Source organism: Endothiovibrio diazotrophicus, assembly GCF_054657215.1.
The window spans coordinates 23,910-39,385 of sequence record NZ_BAAHXB010000049.1 but is presented as its reverse complement, the minus strand read 5'-3'; the positions used below and the strand labels follow the sequence as shown (position 1 = coordinate 39,385).

Below are 15,476 nucleotides of genomic sequence, written 5' to 3'. Positions count from 1 at the left end.
AGCCAGCCAGTTATTTTGGCGGAAGAGGGCGGCGAGCGCAAAGCGCGCGCGCCGGGCGGTTGGGCGCATTTGGCGTCGCCGGAGTGTTCTTGGGGGTGTTCTCAGGGGTGTCGCTCGTCACCGCTCGTCCGCCGCATGTCGCCAAGCGGTTGCTTCGCGGCGGGGGAGGCGGGAAACTAGTCGTCATGTTCCGTTTTCTCTTCATCATTCTCGCCATCTGGGGCGCGATCCTGATCGGTCGCCACCTCTACCGGGTCGGTCGCAGCCACGGAGAGGCGTTGAGTCGGTCGGAGCGGACGCCCACCGACACGGCGCGTTGCGCCCATTGTGGGCTCCACGTGCCGAAGGGCGAGGCGCTGTACGAGGATGGCCACTGCTACTGCAGCGCCGCCCACCGGGAGGCCGGGCCGGGGTGAGTGCGGGGGGGGCTGCCGCCGATCAGCATTGGCGGCCGCTGTGGCTGTTCAACGGCTATCGCGCGGCGCTGGCGCTGCTGCTCACCCTGCTCTTCTTCACCGGTGCCGGGCCACGCCTGCTGGGGGAGTTCGACCCGCGGCTGTTCGGTTTCGCCGTTCTCGGCTATCTCGGTTTCTCCTTCCTGGCGCTGGTGGCGGGTTCCTGGCGCTGGCCCTCCTTCAATCTCCAGGTCTACGTCCAACTGGCCGCGGACGTGGTGGCGATCACCCTGCTGATGCACGCTAGCGGCGGCCTGCGTACCGGCATCGGCATGCTGCTGATCGCCGCCATCGCCGGCGGCGGTTTGCTGCTGGTGGGGCGTACCGCGGTGCTGTTCGCGGCGCTGGCGGCGTTGGCGGTGCTCGGCGAACAGGTCTATGCCCACTGGGAGGGGCTCTTCTTCACCACCTACTACACCCAGGCGGGGATCCTCGGCGCCGCCTTCTTCGCCACCGCCCTGCTCGCCCAGGGGCTCGCCGGGCGGGTGCGCGAGAGCGAGCAACTGGCGCGCCGCCGCGGCGAGGACCTGGAGAGCCTGGAGCGGCTCAATGCCCACATCATCCGCCATCTGGAGGCGGGGATCCTGGTCGTGGGGAGGGGGGGGGAGCTGCGGCTGGCCAACGAGGCGGCTCGCGAGCTGCTCGGGTTGGGCGATCGGCCGGTCGCCCACCTCCCGTTGGCGGAGGCGGCGCCCGCCCTGTTCGGCATGCTGGAGCGCTGGCGGGCCAACGTCTTGCAGCGCTCCGAGCCGGTACGTCTGCGCGGTGGCGAAGTGGAGGTGCTGCCGCGGTTCGCCCGCATGGGGGTAGTGGGTTGCCTGATCCTGCTGGAGGAGAGCGCGGCCCTGGCCGAACAGGCGCAGCGGGTGAAACTCGCCTCGCTGGGCCGGCTCACCGCGAGCATCGCCCACGAGGTGCGCAACCCCCTGGGAGCGATCAGCCACGCCGGCCAGCTGTTGGCGGAGTCGCCCGCCCTCGAAGACGGGGACCGGCGCCTCACCGAGATCATCCTGGAGCAGTCCCAGCGGGTCAATGCGGTGATCGAGAACGTGCTCAACATCTCCCGCCGGGAGGCGGCGCGGCCCCAGTGGCTCGACCTCGGGCCGTGGAGCGGCCAGTTCGTCCAGGACTTCCTGGAGGGCGAAAGGGCGGGGCGATTCGAACTGGTGGCGCGGGTGCCGGAGGGGCTGCGGGTCCACGTGGACGCCACCCAGCTCCAGCAGGTGATGTGGAACCTCTGCCAAAACAGCCTGCGCTACGGCCGGCCGGCGTCGGGCGTGATACGTGTCGAGCTGCGCGGCGGGACCGGCGGTGAGGCCGGCGGGCCCTGGTTGGAGGTGACCGACAACGGTCCGGGGATCCCCGACGAGGCGGTGGCGAAGATCTTCGAACCCTTTTATACGAAAGGCGCCGGTGGCACCGGCCTGGGGCTCTATCTGGCCAGGGAACTGTGCGAGGCCAATCAGGCCCACCTGGGCTATCGAGCGTTGCCGGAAGGGGGGGCGTGCTTCCGCATCTCCTTCGCCGACCCGGAGCGGCATCGGCTGTTGCGTTGAGCGTTTAGGGGCGCGGAAAAAATGACAGGTGCAGAATCGATGAGCAAGGCGCTCGCCCTGGTGGTGGACGACGAGCCGGATATCCGCGAGTTGCTCGAACTGACGCTGCGGCGGATGGGGGTGGAGGTGTGTGCGGCGGCCGATCTCGGCGAGGCGCGGGCGCTGCTCGCCGAACGCCCGGTCAGCCTCTGCCTCACCGACATGCGGCTGCCCGACGGCGACGGCCTGGAGCTGGTGGAATACATCCAGCGCAGTTGGCCGGAGGTGCCGGTGGCGGTGATTACCGCCCACGGCAGCATGGACACCGCGATCCAGGCGCTGAAGCTGGGGGCGTTCGATTTCGTCAACAAACCGGTGGACCTGCAGGTGTTGCGGGATCTGATCAGCGCCGCCCTGAGGCTGGTGCCGGCCAGCACCCCGGCCGGTGCCGGCGGCGGGTTGATCGGCGAGTCGACGGCGATCGAAAGGATCCGCGCTACCGTCGCCAAGGTGGCGCGCAGCCAGGCGCCGGTCTATATCAGCGGCGAGTCGGGTACCGGCAAGGAGCTGGTGGCGCGGATGATCCACGATCGTGGGCCGCGGGCCGACTGCCCGTTCGTGCCGGTCAACTGTGGCGCGATCCCCTCCGAGCTGATGGAGAGCGAGTTCTTCGGTCACAAGAGGGGGAGCTTCAGCGGCGCCACCGCCGACAAGGAGGGACTGTTCCAGGCGGCCCACGGCGGCACCCTGTTCCTCGACGAGGTGGCCGAGCTGCCGTTGCTGATGCAGGTCAAGCTGCTGCGGGCGATCCAGGAGAAGGCGGTGCGCCCGGTGGGGGTGCCGCGCGAGGTGGCGATCGACGTGCGCATCCTCTCCGCCACCCACAAGGATCTCGCCGCGCTGGTGGCCGAGGGAGGCTTCCGCCAGGACCTCTACTACCGGATCAACGTCATCGAGCTGAAGGTGCCGCCGCTGCGCGAACGCCCCGGCGACATCGCGCTGCTCGCCCGTCACCTGGTGGGTCGGGCCGGTGCCCAGGTGGGGCAGCCGGGGTTGTGCCTCGATGGTGGTGCGGTGGCCGCCCTCGAGCGGTACCCCTTTCCCGGCAACGTGCGCGAACTGGAAAACATTCTCGAACGGGCCGCCGCGCTGTGCGAGGGGGCGGTGATCCATGCCGAAGACCTGATGCTGCCGCAGGACGGCCCGGCGGTCGCCGTTGAGCCCCCTCCGCTGGAGGGCGGCGAACAGCCGCTGGACGATTACCTGGCGGAGATCGAGCGCAACACCATCTCCCGCGCCCTGGAACAGACCCGCTGGAACAAGACCGCCGCGGCGAAGGCACTGGGAATCAGCTTCCGCTCGTTGCGCTACAAGCTGAAGAAGCTGGGGATGGAGTGAACGTGTCGCCGGGGGGGGGAGTTCCGCTAAGGCATCTCGCCGCGCTGGGGGTGCTGCTGGTGGTCGGATATCTGATCTACGTCCCCGGTCTGGGCGGCTTTTTCCTCTTCGACGACATGCACAACGTCGTCCACAACGAGTCGCTGAGGATGGATCGGCTGTCGTGGGAGGGGCTGCGCGATGCGGCCCTCTCCTCCCACGCGGGACCGTTGGGGCGACCGCTGGCGATGCTCAGTTTCGCCCTCGACGAGTGGGCGTTCGGGCTCGACAGTCGTGCGATGAAGCGGACCAACGTGCTGATCCACCTGTTGAACGGCGCGGCGCTGTTCGCCTTCGCGTGGGCGCTGTTGGAACTCCGCGGGCGGCTTCGCGAGGGGCGCGCGGCGGCCGCCTCGGGCACGGTGGCGCTCCTCGCGGCGGCGCTGTGGATGTTGCACCCACTGAACCTCGCACCCGCGCTCTACGTGGTGCAGCGGATGACCAGTCTGGCCACGCTGTTCACCCTGCTGGCGATGACCCTCTACCTGGCGGGGCGGTGGCGCTCGCTCCGCGGGCGCCGTGGGGTGGGGTGGTACGCCGCCGCCCTGGGGGCGTGGACGCTGGCGGCGCTGAGCAAGGAGAATGCCCTACTGCTGCCGGTATGGCTGTTTCTGGTGGAGTGGCTGCTGCTCTCGTTTCCGGCCCGGAGCGAGCGGGGGCGGCGTCGGCTGGTGATGATCTACGGTCTGGTGCTGGGGGGGGGGGCGGTTATCGCGGTGGGCTATCTCGCGGCCCATCCCCAATGGATCCTGTCCGGCTATGAGCTGCGTTCGTTCACGCTCGGCGAGCGCCTGCTCACCGAGGCCCGCGCACTCTGGTTCTACATCGGCCTGCTACTGTTTCCTTCGCTGTCCCGTCTGGGGATCTTCCACGACGATTTCCCGCTCTCCCATGACTGGCTCGATCCGGCGACCTCGCTGTTTTCGGTCCTGGGGTGGGCGGGGGTATTGATCGCGGCGCTGGTCTTCGCGAGGCGCTACCCCTGGCTGGTCTTCGGCGTGCTGTTCTTCCTGGTGGGTCACCTCATGGAGTCCACGGTTTTCGCACTGGAGCTGGTCCATGAGCATCGCAACTATCTGCCGACGATCGGCTTCGCCGTCGCCGGTGCCCGGTGGTTGACGAGCCCGGCACTCCCCCTTCCCGCAGTGCGGCACTGGGGGGCCGGGGCTCTGGTTGCCGCGCTGGCCGGATTGACCCTGTTGCGTGCAGACGTGTGGGGCGACGGGCTGCGCCACATCCGGATGAACGTGGCCAACCATCCCGGCTCGGCGCGGGCCCACTACGACCTGGGGCGGGCCTACTACATCCTGGTCCTCAACGGCACCGAGGCGGGTGCGAGGGATCGTTTCTATCACCTCTCGCGGCAGAGTTTCGCGGCGGCGATCGGCGCCGACCCCAATTTCCTCACGGCACTGGGCGCCATGGTCATGCTCGATGACCTGGTGGGGAGCCCCGCCATCGACGAGTCGGCGCGCCGGCTCATCGACGGCTATCGCAGCGCGGCCCTCACCTCCAGGAACTTCGCCACCGTGCAGACGCTACGGCGCTGCAACCAGCGGCGGGAGTGTACGATCCCTTCCCACTACCTGGAGCGGACGGTGGCCGCGGCGCTGGAGAACCCGCGGCTCCCCGCCCGCGGTCCGGTTCGCGCCCAACTGGCGGTCGAAGGGTCGATCCTCGCCTTTGCCGGCGGGCGGCCGGCGGAGGCAGTCACCCTGGCGGAGGCCGCGCGGGACGCCGATCCCGCCGACGGCCAGCTGTGGATCAATCTGGGGCAGCTGCTGATCGATGTGGGGCGGGTGGAGGAGGCCAGGGGGGTGCTGGAGGAGATCCGGCGGCGTGGTCTCCGCCGCGGGAGGCTCGCCCAGCGCCTGCAAAACGGATGAGGTGACGATTTTCGTCACATACTGACCGGCGAGGGTAGGATGGTGCCGGGGGCGGGGTGGCCGAAACTGCTTCCTGCCGCGGTAGCGCGGGGTTCGGCGATTTGGCACGGCGCGTGCTATCTTTTCGTGCGGAGGCCCCGCCAGCCGGAGGCCCCACAAACTGAACAAACCATCTTCCGGGACCTCCGGATTCAGGAGAAAGCAATGAACAAGCTGCAGCAGGGCTTCACCCTCATCGAACTGATGATCGTGGTCGCGATCATCGGTATCCTCGCCGCCATCGCCATCCCGGCCTACCAGGACTACACCATCCGCACCCAGGTGACCGAGGGTATGAACCTGGCCGCCGAGGCGAAGGCCACCATCGCTGACTTCTGGTCCAACCGTGGCCGTCTCCCCGCCAACAACACCTCCGCGGGCATGGCCAAGGTGACCAGCTACGTCGGCAACTACGTCACCGGCATCGACGTCAACACCAACGGCGTGATCAACATCGCCTTCGGCAACAAGGTCAACGCCAAGATCTCCGGTAGCACCCTCGCCCTGGGTCCCGCCTCCAACGCGGCCGGCCAGATCGTCTGGATCTGCGGTGAGGCGAAGAATCCCAGCGGTATCACCAACACCACCGCTGAAACCGCCGCCAACAGCGGGACCAACATCCCCAGCAAGTACCTGCCCTCCGCCTGCCGTCCGTAAGCGAGGCTTCGGCTAGGTCGTGACGGGGCCGCTCTCCGCGAGGAGGCGGCCCCGTCGCTTTTCCACCGGCGGTTTCGATCGCACTCCTGTTGGCCGAAAGATGCGAATCCCCTTGTTGATGCGGCGCGCCACGACACCGGTCTGGCTGCTGGCGCCGCTGCTGCTGATCGTCTATCTGCTCTATCAACCGGGCCTCTCCGGCGGTTTCGTCTTCGACGATGGCGGCAGCATCACTGAAAACGAGTGGATCAAGATCGATCGTCTGACCCCCGCCGCGCTGCAGGGGGCGGCCGGTTCGTTCCATGGCAGCCCGTTCGGGCGTCCGCTGGTGATGCTCACCTTCGCCCTCGATCACTTGGCCGCCGGCCTCGATCCGGCGCAATTCAAGCGCACCAATCTGCTGATCCATCTGGCCAACGGCGGTCTGCTCTTCGTCCTGGCGATGCTCATCCTCGAGGCGCTGCGGCGGCGTGGCGCGGTGGCCCCGGCCGTCGATCTCTCACCGCGGCGCATCCGTTGGCTGGCGCTGCTGGTGACCGCGCTGTGGCTTCTCCACCCGCTTGCGCTCACCTCGGTGCTTTACGTGGTGCAGCGGATGACCAGTCTGGCGGCACTGTTCTCCCTGGTGGCGCTGGCGCTCTATCTATGGGGGCGGCTGCGGCTGCTCGATCGGCGTGCGGGGTGGCCATTGATCGCGCTCTCGCTCGGCGTAGCGACGCCGTTGGCGGTGTTGAGCAAGGAGAACGCGCTGCTCATCCCCCTGTTCCTGCTGTTGGTGGAGTGGCTGATACTGGGGTTTTCCGCCCCCGCCCCGCAGCGGCGCCGGTTGAGCGGGCTGTTCACCGTTCTGGTCGGCCTGCCCGCCCTGGCGGTGGCGCTCTATCTGCTGGGCCACCCGGCGCTCATCACCGGGGGGTACGCGGGGAGACCCTTTTCACTGGCCGAGCGGGTGATGACTGAAGGGCGGGTGCTCTGGTTCTACCTCCGTCTGATCGTGCTGCCGAGCGTGTCGCAGATGGGGCTCTTCCACGATGATTTCCCCCTCTCGCGCTCGCTGTTCGACCCGTGGATCACGCTCCCCGCGCTGGTGGGGCTGGTGGCGCTGGTGCTGGCGGCGCTGTGGTGGCGCAGACGGGCGCCGCTGTTCGCCTTCGGCGTGCTGTTCTTCTGTGCCGGTCACCTGATGGAGTCCACGGTATTTCCCCTGGAGATCGCCCACGAGCACCGCAACTACCTGCCGATGATCGGCATCCTGCTGGCGGTGGCCTACTACGCCACCCACCCCACGGTGGTCGCATCGAGGGCGCGGATGGCGACCGTCGCGCTGCTGGTGGCGCTGCTGGCGCAGCTGACCTGGGTGCGGGTGGGGCTGTGGAGCGACCCGTGGCAGCAATCGGTTGCCGAAGCGACCTATCACCCGGATTCCCCCAGGGCCCAGTTCGAGCTGGGCCGGAGCTATTTCCTGCTGCTTCGCCAGGAGGAGCGCGCGTCGGCGCGGGCGCTGCTCGCAGAGGAGGCGCGCGCGCGCTTTACCCGCTCCTACCGCTTGAATGGCCTCTTTCTGGCGGGGCTGTTCGGCAATCTCCTGCTCGCAGACGAGCTGGGAGAGGCGCAGGATCCGGAGCTGGTGGCTCGGTTGGAGCGCCATCTGCGCGAGCAGACGCTCTCCGCCGACACCGTCAATCTGCTGCATCAGTTGAGCCGCGCCCGGCTCGGCGCCTCCTGTTCGGTCGATCTGGCGCTGATCGCTCGGCTCTACCGGGCCGCGCTGGACAACCCGACGCTGGTCGGCCGCCATCGCTCGATGCTGCTCAGCGAGGTGACCGTCCATGCATTGATGGTCGGCGACTTCGAGGCGGCGCTGGTCGCGGCGCGCGAGGCGTTGGCCGGAGACCGCACGCTGCCCCAGTATTGGCTGAACTACGCCAACCTGCTGATCCGCGCGGGACGGCTGGCGGAGGCGGAGCGGCTCCTCGAGGAGTTCGGACGGACGTCGCTGGCGCGCTGGAACGCCGCTCGGTTGAGCGTGGTGGAGCAGCGGTTGCGTGAAGCGCGGATGGGCGACGAGTTGTCCGGCCGGCCGTCGGAGGGTGGTCGGTCCGGTGGTTGACGATCTTCCCCTGGTCGCGGCCAAGCCGCAGCGGAGCACGTGGTTCCCGGGTCGTCGAACGGACTCGGTGCTGCTCTTCGCGCTCACCTTCGCGCTCTATCTGCTGACCATGCCGAAGACGGTGGGGCTGGAGGACGACGGGGCGTTCACCCTCGCCGCCTGGGCCAATGGTGTGGCCCATCCGCCGGGCTACCCGCTCTTCACCCTGGTCGGTCACCTGTTCTCGCTGCTGCCGTGGGGGACGGTGGCGGCGCGGGTCCACGCGGCCAGCGCGTTCTTCGGGGCGGTCGGTGTGGTGCTGCTCTACCTGCTGGCCTGCCGTCTGACGATCGCCCGTTGGGCGGCCCTGGCCAGCGCCGGGGTGCTGGCCTGTTCCTCGGTCTATTGGTCCCAGGCCATTGTCGCCGAGGTGTATACCCTCAATGTCGCCTTCTTTCTCCTGCTCTTCCTCCTCGGCGACGACTTCCGCGAGCGGGGTGGCCGGCGTCGGTTGGCGTTGCTGGCGTTCTGCTACGGGCTGAGTCTCGCCAACCATTGGCCGCTGATCGGCCTGTCGACCCCCGCCCTGCTGTGGCTGGTGGCGCCGCGTTGGCGGGAGATCCTGCGTGCGTCGTGGTGGGCCGTTCCGCTGGCCGTGCTGGGGCTCGCGCCCTATCTGTGGATGTACTGGAACTCCCAGCGGGTGGCGATCACCTTCCTCGGGCCGCTGGAGGGGTGGCGGCCGCTCCGTTACTACGTCAGCCGCGAGGGGTACGCCGGCATCGACCACCAGCCGGCCGCCGGCTGGTCCGACAAGCTCGCCTACGCGGGCTTCTCGCTGCGCCTGCTTGCCGAGCAGTTCTCCTGGGTGGCCAGTGCCGCCGCCCTGATCGGGGTGGTGACCTGGCGTCGCCTCCTTCCGCCGGCGGTGATGGGGGCGATGGTGCTCGGCCTCCTGGGCAACACGGTGGTGTTGGCGATGCTCCTTGGGTTCGAGGACGATCCGCTCTACCATTCGGTGTTCCGGGTCTATCCGCTGGTGGCGTTCTCCCTCGCTGCGCTATGGATCGGCGGCGGGCTGTGCTGGCTCGGCGAGCGGTTGCGGCGCTGGCGAGTCGCCGCCTGGGGGCGCTACGCGCTGGCCGTCCTGGTGGTGCTCGCCACCTTCGTCGTCAATGCGCCGGAGAATTTTCGCCAAGGGGATCAATGGGCCGAGGCGTATGCACGGGCCCTTCTGGAGAGCCTGCCGGAGAATGCGGTGCTGTTCCTCTCGGCCGACACCGACTCCGGCCCGGTCGGCTACCTGCGGCTGATCGAGGGCGTGCGCCCGGACGTCACCCTCTACCAGATGGACGGCAACCTCTTTCCCAATCGCCTCTTCCACCCGATCACCACCAACCAGACGGAGCGGGACCGCATCGTCCAGCAGTTCGTGGCCGACGCCGATCGCCCGGTGTTCTTCGCCGAGGTGCCGCAGTGGGGGGAGGATTGGGAACGCTACTGGCTCTACTCACGGTTGATGCCCGCCGGCTTCGGGAAACGCATCAATCACCTCCAAGGGTCACCGCTCTACGACTATTTCGAGCGGATCCTGTCGCTGCCGGAGTCCCGCGACCCGTGGACCGACATGCACCGCCGGCTGTTGATCGCCGACATGGTCCCGGTGGTGGCAGGACGCGCCTTCCTGGGGACGCGGGAGCCGGAGCGCGATCGGCGCAATCTGGCGCTCGCCACCCGGCGCTTCGAGGGCAAGCTGGCGCTGCTCGAGTGGTTGCTGGTGCGCGACAACGAACGTTGGTGGGGGCTGTTCGAGCGTGAGGCGAGGGCCGCCGAGGCGCGCCTCGGCGAGGCCTTCACCAAGCGTCAGCGGGCGGCGTTGGCGTTGCTGCGCGCCCGCTACTACCGGCTGAGGAAGCAGCCGGAGCAGGCTCGGGCGTACTATCTGCGGGCGATGGAGCGCTGGCCCGCGCCCGCCAACGAGGCCTATCGGGAGTACCGCGAGTTGATGGAGACAGGGAAGCGAGGGGGCGAGTGATGGCGCGCTACGAACTTTCGGTCATCGTCCCCACCTACAACGAACGGGAGAACCTGCCCGGATTGGTCGCCGCCCTGGAGTGCGCGCTGGTAGATGTCGACTGGCAGTTGATCGTGGTCGACGACGACTCGCCCGACGGCACCGCCGAGCGGGTTCGGCAGCTGGCCCGCGACGACGATCGGCTGCGCTGTCTCCAGCGGATCGGCCGGCGCGGCCTCTCCTCGGCCTGCGTCGAGGGGGTGGAGGTGGCCGAGGCGCCGCTGGTGGCGGTGATGGATGCCGACCTGCAGCACGATGAGCGGCTGTTGCCGCGCATGGTGGAGCTGTTGTGCGATCCGTCCATCGATCTGGTGATCGGCAGCCGCCACGTGGCGGGCGGGAGCGTGGGCGGGGGGCTCAGCCGGATTCGCCGCGGGGTCAGCGCCGTTGCCGCCGGGCTGAGCCGGTTGGTGTTGCGGGCCAAGGTGAAGGACCCGATGAGCGGGTTTTTCATGATCCGCCGGGAGCGCTTCCTGGCGCTGGTGCCGCGCCTCTCGGCGAAGGGGTACAAGATCCTCCTCGACCTGATGGCCTCCTCCCCCGAACCGCTCTCCTTTCGCGAGCTGCCCTACGTGATGCGCCCACGCCAGGGCGGGACCAGCAAGCTCGATTCGGTGGTGGTGTGGGACTACCTCTCGTTGTTGCTGGAGAAGATGGCCGGCGGTCTGTTGCCCGCCCGCTTCATCCAGTTCGTGGCGGTGGGGGCGAGCGGGGTGGTGGTCCATCTGACGGTGCTCGGCCTGCTCCACCGCGTCTTCGGCATCCCGTTCCTCGCCGGCCAGGGGGTGGCCGCCTGGGTGGCGATGACCAGCAACTATCTCCTCAACAACCGCTTCACCTACCACGACCGTCGCCTGCACGGTGCGGCCTTCTGGCGCGGGCTGTTGAGTTTCTATGCGGCCTGCCTGGTCGGCGCGGTGGTCAACGTGGCGGTGGCCGATCTGCTGTTCGGCGCCGGGGTGCCGTGGTGGGCGGCGGGTTTTCTCGGCGCGGTGGCGGGGGCGGTGTGGAACTACGTGCTGACCGCCCACCTCACCTGGGGGCGCGGACGCCGTTGAGCAATCTCCACGCCCACAGCAGGGCGGCCACTGCGGTGAGCGAGCCGTAGAGGAAGAGCTGCATCGCCGTGGCGGCGATCACGCCGACGGAGCCGTCGTGGCCGATGGCGGAGAGGCCGAGCTGGAAGGCGTACTGGAGGGTGCCGAGGTAGCCCGGCGCCGTGGGGATGAGGGTGCTCAGGCTGACCGCGCCGGTCAGCATCAGGGCGCCGCCGGGGGCGAGCGGCAGGGCGAGGGCGTACAACACGCACCACAGGGCGGCCGCCTCGCACAGCCAGATCAGCGGCGAGAGCAGAGCGGCGCCGAGGATGGCGCGGCGGCGCAGTATGCCGATCGCGCGGGCAAAGTTACCGGCGCGTTGGGCGAGGGGGCGGGGAAGCCGCGGGAGGGGGGGGCCCCGTTCCGCCAAGCCGCCGATCAGCCAGCCGCCGACCAGCAGCAGGCCGAACAGGGCGAGCCCCGCGCCGGCGGCCGACCAGAGGGGGAGTCGCTGGGCCTCGGCGCTGCCGACCAGCAGCAGCCCGCCGGCCAGGAAGAGGACGACGGTGACGCCGTCCAGGACCCGTTCGAGGACGATGGTGCCGAGCACCGTGGAGCGGGGCATGGCGAAGCGCCGCTTGGCGTAGTCGGCGCGGAACAGTTCGCCGAGGCGGGCGGGCAGCAGGTTATTGACTGCGTAGCCGAGCAGCAGGGTCTCGGCCACCGCCCCGGTGCGAATCTCGGGCTGGAGCTGGCGCAGGAGCTGCTGCCAGCGTGCCGTGCGCAGTGCCATGGCGACGAAGTAGCCGGCCACCGCCGCGGCGATCCACCCCATCTGCAACTGTCGGGCGAGGCCCTCCAGCCTCTCCCAAGACTGGCCGCGCAAGGCGAGCCAGAGGAAGAGGGCGCCGACGGCGACGCCGAAGAGGGCTTGGGTGGTGCGGCGGAGCAGGGGGCTCATCGGGCCGACGGGTCAGAAGCGGTATTTGAGCAGATAGCCGAGTGCCTTCACTCCGTCCCGCCAATTGATCTTCTTCCCCTCGTGGTAATCGCGGCCGTAGTAGGTGATGCCCACCTCGTAGATCCGCCAGCGGCGGGCCAGGGCCACCTGGGCGCTGAACTGGACCTCGAAGCCGAAGTCGTCGGCGCTGAGCGAAAGACTCTCCAGCACCTCGCGGGTGAACATCTTGTAGCACACCTCCATGTCGCTCAGGGCCTGGTTGTAGAGCACGCTGAAGAGCAGCGAGAGGAGCCGGTTGGCCATCAGGTGATGGAACTGCAGCGAGCGGTGGGGGCGGCCGTAGAAGCGCGAGCCGTAGACCACGTCGGCCAGCCGGTGCTCGGCGATCAGCGGCCACATCCGGCCCCAGTCGGCGGGGTCATACTCCAGGTCGGCGTCCTGGACCACGATCACCTCGCCGCCCGCTGCGGCGAACCCGGTGCGCAGCGCCGCCCCCTTGCCGCGGTTCTCCTCGTGGAAGAGCACCTTCAGCGAGGCCCCCGCCTGATCCGCCGCCGCCTCCGTCGCCGCGATGCCGTCGGCCGCGCCGCGCAGCTCGCGGTAGCGTCCCGCCAGCGGCTTCAGGTGTTCGCGCAGCCACTCGCGGGTGCCGTCGCCGGAGCAGTCGTCGACCAGGATCAGCTCCTTCTCCACTCCCGGCAGCGCCGCCACCACCAGCGGCAGGATACGGTGGATGGTGGCGATCTCGTTGTAGACCGGGATGACCACGGAGAGCTTCACGGGGAGGCCCCCTCTCCGATCAGTGCGGAGAAGTAGTCGATGGTTCGACGCAGCCCATGGGCGAGCTGGACGCTGGGGGTCCAGCCGAGGAGATCGCTGGCGCGGCTGATGTCCGGACGGCGTTGCGAAGGGTCGTCGTCGGGGCGTGGGTGGTTGACCAGGGGCGAGGAGGAGCCGGTCATCTCGATCACCTGCTCGGCCAGCTCACGCACCGTGAACTCCACCGGATTGCCGAGGTTGATCGGGCCGGTCACATCACTGCCGCTCTCCATCAGCCGGATGAGACCATCGATCAGGTCGTCGACGTAGCAGAAGGAGCGGCTCTGGCTGCCGTCGCCGTGGAGGGTGATCGGCTCGCCGCGCAGCGCCTGGAGGATGAAGTTGCTCACCACTCGGCCGTCGTCGGGCTGCATCCGCGGGCCGTAGGTGTTGAAGATGCGGGCGACCTTGATGCGCAGCCGGTGCTGGCGGTGGTAGTCGAAGAACAGCGTCTCGGCGCAGCGTTTGCCCTCGTCGTAGCAGGCGCGCGGGCCGATCGGGTTGACGTTGCCCCAGTACTCTTCGCGCTGGGGGTGGATCTCGGGGTCGCCGTAGACCTCGCTGGTGGAGGCCTGGAGGATCTTGGCGCCGGTGCGCTTGGCCAGGCCGAGCATGTTGATCGCGCCGTGGACGCTGGTCTTGGTGGTCTGCACCGGGTCGTGCTGGTAATGGATCGGCGACGCGGGGCAGGCGAGGTTGTAGATCTCGTCCACCTCGACGTAGAGCGGGAAGGTGACGTCGTGGCGCATCAGTTCGAAACGCGGGTCGTCCAGCAGATGGGCCACGTTGCGCCGCCGGCCGGTGAAGTAGTTGTCGACGCAAAGCACCTCGTGGCCCTGCTCGAGCAGTCTTTCGCACAGATGGGAACCGAGGAAGCCGGCGCCTCCGGTGATCAGGATTCGCTTGGGGACGATGTTCTTTTTCATGGGATGGTTGAGGGTTCCGTCGAAGCGGTGGTTTGGGAGCCCGTCGGACTACGGATGAACCGGCGTAGCAGTTCGCCGACGGCGAACAGCGCCATGCTATAGGCAAACGGCAACAGTGGCACGGAGTAGCGCGGGAAGGGGGCGCCGACCATGTGCAGGGCGGTGAAATAGAGCAGTAGCAGGCTGACCGCACGGGCGGCGAGTCGCGGGCCTGCCGCGAGCCGGCGCCCAACCGCGGGAAGCCAGACCAGCAGGGTGCCCAGGGTGCCGAGCAGCACCAGCGGCAGGTGGAGCCGCTGCATGAGGGCATGGGTCAGGCGAAACCAGTGGTTGTCGGCATAGGGCGTCTTGACCACGGGGTAGATGAAGGCGTCGCCCATCCCCTGGATGATGTCCCACGACCAGAGGGTTGCCGGTTTGCCGAGCAGGTACCATTTGAGGTGGCGGCCCGGTTCGGTGAGGAAGCGGCGCTCGATCTCGCGGAGGACGCTGGGGATGCTGGCGCCGATCTCCTGCGCGCGGGGATCGTGGCGATAGGGGAAGCCGAAGCTCTGCGGGTCGCCCCGGTACATGAAGTCGGGGTAGAGGCCGTGGTGGAGGAAGTTGATCTTCAGGCGATCGTCGGCGGCTGCGCCGAGGGAGAGCTCATTGCGGATCGGCCAGGGGGAGAAGACGATCGCGAAGCCGGCGACCAGCAGCAGGGCGGCCGCCTTGCGGCGGGCCGCAGGCAGCGAGAAATAGGCCAGTATCGCCAGCGGAGGCGCCAGAAACTGGACCGACGGGCGGGTGAGGGCCGCGGCGGCAAGGAGGGCGCCGGCGAGCAGCCACAGGTGTCGTCGCCCGGGTGCGTCGGCCGCCTTGCCGTAGAGTAGTAGGCCGGCGGCGAGCAGCAGCGAGAAGAGCGTTTCGCTGAGGATGTAGATCCCGGCGTTGACCAGATGGGGGCTGAGGGCGGTGAGCAGCGCCGCGGCCAGCGCCGCCCAGCGCGGCAGGAAGCGCCGCGAGAGGGCGTAGACGACGGCGATCAGCAGGGTGCCGAGGAGCGCCTGGACGACCTGGATGTCGACCAGATCCCGGCTGTCGAAGGGGGCGTCGAGGAACGGCGTGAGAAACAGCGGATAGCCGGGGCTGCGCAGCGCGCTGGGGGTGAGTGCGGGAGAGGCCTGCTCCACCCCCTCGGGCTGCGCGGAGTAGACGCCGTGGTGGCGAAGATTGTAGGCGAACAGGAAATAGTCGCCGGCGTCGGCGCGCAGCGGGGTGTGAACGGTGCTCTCCAGGGAGGCCTGTAGACGCAGGTCCAGGCCGACGAGCAGGATCGCCAGCAGCACGATCAGGGTGAGCCGCGTTTGGGTCGGAGTGGAATGGGTTGGCGCCATCACGCCGGCAGTCTAGCATGGGAGCGTCGCGCGCCGAGTGGATGCCGGAAACGGTGCGCATTTTTCCGGATGGGTGGTCGTTTTGTGGCAACTCGCCCCCGTTGTATCAGGATCAACCGCAGATTCACGCGGATTGGACTGGGCATTCATCTGCGAAAATCTGCGTGAATCTGCGGTTCATTCAG

General features: G+C 68.6%; 12 protein-coding genes. 8 read left to right on the top strand and 4 right to left on the bottom strand.

Translation table 11 applies throughout. The features are described from left to right. The first annotated feature begins 185 nt into the window (after nucleotides 1-185). The 8 genes from ACYQ2W_RS13425 (at nucleotide 186) to ACYQ2W_RS13390 (ending at nucleotide 11,230) form a co-directional block, all read left to right on the top strand. On the top strand, nucleotides 186-416 hold the full coding sequence (locus ACYQ2W_RS13425) for a PP0621 family protein (protein WP_459867855.1): 231 nt from the start codon (nucleotides 186-188) through the stop codon (nucleotides 414-416). After that, nucleotides 413-2,011 (top strand): sensor histidine kinase, encoded by a 1,599-nt coding sequence (locus ACYQ2W_RS13420; protein WP_459867852.1) that lies wholly within the window; start codon nucleotides 413-415, stop codon nucleotides 2,009-2,011. The genes ACYQ2W_RS13425 and ACYQ2W_RS13420 overlap by 4 nt, the downstream gene beginning before the upstream one ends. Nucleotides 2,012-2,050: 39 nt before the next feature. Further along, a complete protein-coding gene (locus ACYQ2W_RS13415; RefSeq protein WP_459867849.1) occupies nucleotides 2,051-3,388 on the top strand; it encodes a sigma-54-dependent transcriptional regulator in 1,338 nt (445 codons plus the stop codon). Then, nucleotides 3,385-5,313 carry a tetratricopeptide repeat protein gene (locus ACYQ2W_RS13410; protein WP_459867846.1) on the top strand — a complete coding sequence of 643 codons (1,929 nt, stop codon included), beginning with the start codon at nucleotides 3,385-3,387 and terminating at the stop codon, nucleotides 5,311-5,313. The genes ACYQ2W_RS13415 and ACYQ2W_RS13410 overlap by 4 nt, the downstream gene beginning before the upstream one ends. 204 nt (nucleotides 5,314-5,517) lie before the next feature. After that, nucleotides 5,518-6,009, top strand: a complete 492-nt coding sequence (locus tag ACYQ2W_RS13405) for a pilin (RefSeq protein ID WP_459867843.1) — start codon at nucleotides 5,518-5,520, stop codon at nucleotides 6,007-6,009. A 118-nt stretch (nucleotides 6,010-6,127) separates the two neighbouring features. Then, a complete protein-coding gene (locus ACYQ2W_RS13400; RefSeq protein ID WP_459867864.1) occupies nucleotides 6,128-8,119 on the top strand; it encodes a tetratricopeptide repeat protein in 1,992 nt (663 codons plus the stop codon). Next, the gene (locus tag ACYQ2W_RS13395; protein ID WP_459867840.1) at nucleotides 8,112-10,133 is read left to right on the top strand and encodes a protein O-mannosyl-transferase family; all 2,022 of its coding nucleotides are present in this window, start codon (nucleotides 8,112-8,114) and stop codon (nucleotides 10,131-10,133) included. Before ACYQ2W_RS13400 ends, ACYQ2W_RS13395 begins: the two co-directional genes overlap by 8 nt. Further along, nucleotides 10,133-11,230 carry a glycosyltransferase gene (locus ACYQ2W_RS13390; protein ID WP_459867837.1) on the top strand — a complete coding sequence of 366 codons (1,098 nt, stop codon included), beginning with the start codon at nucleotides 10,133-10,135 and terminating at the stop codon, nucleotides 11,228-11,230. The genes ACYQ2W_RS13395 and ACYQ2W_RS13390 overlap by 1 nt, the downstream gene beginning before the upstream one ends. On the opposite strand, the gene ACYQ2W_RS13385 is transcribed toward ACYQ2W_RS13390, so the two are convergent. From ACYQ2W_RS13385 to ACYQ2W_RS13370, 4 genes are read right to left on the bottom strand one after another with little or no spacing between them, the layout of a single operon-like run. After that, nucleotides 11,205-12,170: a lysylphosphatidylglycerol synthase transmembrane domain-containing protein gene (locus ACYQ2W_RS13385; RefSeq protein ID WP_459867834.1), complete on the bottom strand. Its 966-nt coding sequence runs from the start codon at nucleotides 12,168-12,170 to the stop codon at nucleotides 11,205-11,207. The two genes, ACYQ2W_RS13390 and ACYQ2W_RS13385, sit on opposite strands and share 26 nt — an antisense overlap. A gap of 12 nt (nucleotides 12,171-12,182) precedes the next feature. After that, a complete protein-coding gene (locus ACYQ2W_RS13380; protein WP_459867831.1) occupies nucleotides 12,183-12,950 on the bottom strand; it encodes a glycosyltransferase family 2 protein in 768 nt (255 codons plus the stop codon). After that, nucleotides 12,947-13,915, bottom strand: coding sequence for a UDP-glucuronic acid decarboxylase family protein (locus ACYQ2W_RS13375; protein WP_459867828.1), 969 nt, complete (start codon nucleotides 13,913-13,915; stop codon nucleotides 12,947-12,949). Before ACYQ2W_RS13375 ends, ACYQ2W_RS13380 begins: the two co-directional genes overlap by 4 nt. Beyond that, nucleotides 13,912-15,291, bottom strand: coding sequence for a glycosyltransferase family 39 protein (locus tag ACYQ2W_RS13370; protein WP_459867825.1), 1,380 nt, complete (start codon nucleotides 15,289-15,291; stop codon nucleotides 13,912-13,914). The genes ACYQ2W_RS13375 and ACYQ2W_RS13370 overlap by 4 nt, the downstream gene beginning before the upstream one ends. Nucleotides 15,292-15,476 lie beyond the last annotated feature (185 nt).

Coding starts and splice junctions, on each gene's coding strand:
- ACYQ2W_RS13425 (WP_459867855.1), top strand. CDS start 186: ATGTTCCGTTTTCTCTTCATCATTCTCGCCATCTGGGGCGCGATCCTG.
- ACYQ2W_RS13415 (WP_459867849.1), top strand. CDS start 2,051: ATGAGCAAGGCGCTCGCCCTGGTGGTGGACGACGAGCCGGATATCCGC.
- ACYQ2W_RS13405 (WP_459867843.1), top strand. CDS start 5,518: ATGAACAAGCTGCAGCAGGGCTTCACCCTCATCGAACTGATGATCGTG.
- ACYQ2W_RS13400 (WP_459867864.1), top strand. CDS start 6,128: ATGCGGCGCGCCACGACACCGGTCTGGCTGCTGGCGCCGCTGCTGCTG.
- ACYQ2W_RS13390 (WP_459867837.1), top strand. CDS start 10,133: ATGGCGCGCTACGAACTTTCGGTCATCGTCCCCACCTACAACGAACGG.
- ACYQ2W_RS13385 (WP_459867834.1), bottom strand. CDS start 12,170: ATGAGCCCCCTGCTCCGCCGCACCACCCAAGCCCTCTTCGGCGTCGCC.
- ACYQ2W_RS13375 (WP_459867828.1), bottom strand. CDS start 13,915: ATGAAAAAGAACATCGTCCCCAAGCGAATCCTGATCACCGGAGGCGCC.
- ACYQ2W_RS13370 (WP_459867825.1), bottom strand. CDS start 15,291: ATGGCGCCAACCCATTCCACTCCGACCCAAACGCGGCTCACCCTGATC.